Here is a 1,423-nt window from a genome sequence, read left to right as displayed (position 1 = left end):
AGCAGGTTCATGCTGCCGCCATAGCCCAGCGCCCCGCGCAGGGAGGCAAACAGCGGGAAGTCATAGGCTCCCTGACCGCTGCTGTCGAGATAGGGTTTGAGGAAGCGCTCGTAATCCGTGCTGCCGGCGCCCCCCGTGGTGATCACCTCGCCAAACACCTGCACGCCCTGCTTGATTTCGGGGGTGAACACGGCGTTGATCTGGTAGTCGCTCATGTGCTTGACCGCATCGACCCGAAAGCCCTTGATCCCCATCCCCTTGAGCGCCTTGAGATAGGCCTGCTGCTGGCTTACTACCCAGTTGTTGGGATCAAGATCCGGCAGCCCCTTGTCACCGGCACCGCCGCACAGGCGCCAGTACTGGACGTGGCCCGGATCGCTCCAGTCGGTGATGCAGCCTTCGGGATGAAAATCCGATCCCGCCAGCAAGTTCTGGCCCAGATCGCCAAACAGCTTCTGACGCTCGAAGTAGCCGGGGTTGGCCGCATACTGGCCGAGCAGCTCGCTGCCGGGGTAGTTGAGATCGCTGCGCTTCCAGCTCTCGTTGGCCATGTGGTTGAGCACCACGTCCGCATAGACGGCTATGCCTCGCGCCTGCATGGCGGCGATCAGCTGCTCGAGATCCTGCTTGTTGCCAAGGGGAGTGTCGATGAGGCGCAGATCCTGCGGTTGATAGCGTGCCCACCACTCGTTGCCCGATGACTTGAGGGGTGGCGAGATGAGCACCTGCTTGTAGCCGGCGGCCTTGATGAGATCGGCCTTGGCGGTGACTTCACTGTATTTCCAGTTGAAGGCATGCAGTATGACGTCGGCTTGCGCCAGAGGGGCGATCAGCATGCCTGCGATCACCCAGATTCCCGCTGTTTTTTTCATTATTGTCAGTCCTTGTTTGGGTGCCCATGTGGGCACCCAGAGCCTCACATTGGCCCGCCGGGCCGGCAATCTCCTTTTGACTGTTTTGTGAGCATTTTCAAAGGGGAGTGTGCGGATCTGTGACGGCTTGCATAAAACCGTCGAGTCCCCGTCATTACTGAGTTTTCCATTATTTCAGCGGCTGGCCGGCAACTCAGTCGAGGCCGTTATTGTAGAGCGGCTGCCAGGCACAGAAACGCTGGCCGTTGCGGCTGTTCTGCAGCCAGAAACGGTTGCAGTTGTCGTCGTAGTTGCTGGCGCCGACGTTGACGGCATAGCTGCTCAGGCGTTGCCCCTGCAGGGACTGGAACACCCCGTTGTAGAGCAAGGAGAAGTGCAGGTGCGGACCGGTGGAGGAGCCGCCTTCGCACAGCGCCTCGTTGCGATTGCTGGCGTAGGTGCCTATGGGGGTGTCGGCGGCCACGTAGTCGCCGTTGCGTACCGAGATGCCGCTCATGTGGTAATAGTTGGTGGCCCAGCCGTTGGGGGCGGTGACTCGTACCTGGCAGCGG

General features: G+C 60.8%; 2 protein-coding genes. Both read right to left on the bottom strand.

Annotation, left to right across the window (positions count from 1 at the left end; translation table 11 throughout):
• The coding region (locus tag BN1128_RS04460) for an alpha-amylase family glycosyl hydrolase (protein ID WP_042866578.1) at positions 1-872 on the bottom strand (872 nt) is incomplete at its 3' end.
• A gap of 193 nt (positions 873-1,065) precedes the next feature.
• Positions 1,066-1,423, bottom strand: a 358-nt coding sequence (locus BN1128_RS04455) for a M23 family metallopeptidase (RefSeq protein ID WP_042866574.1), incomplete at its 5' end; no start/stop codon positions are given.

The sequence above is a fragment of the Aeromonas piscicola genome, assembly GCF_000820005.1.
GTDB lineage: Bacteria > Pseudomonadota > Gammaproteobacteria > Enterobacterales > Aeromonadaceae > Aeromonas > Aeromonas piscicola.
Note: the sequence above shows the minus strand (reverse complement) of the source record. Positions and strands in the feature narration are given on the sequence as shown.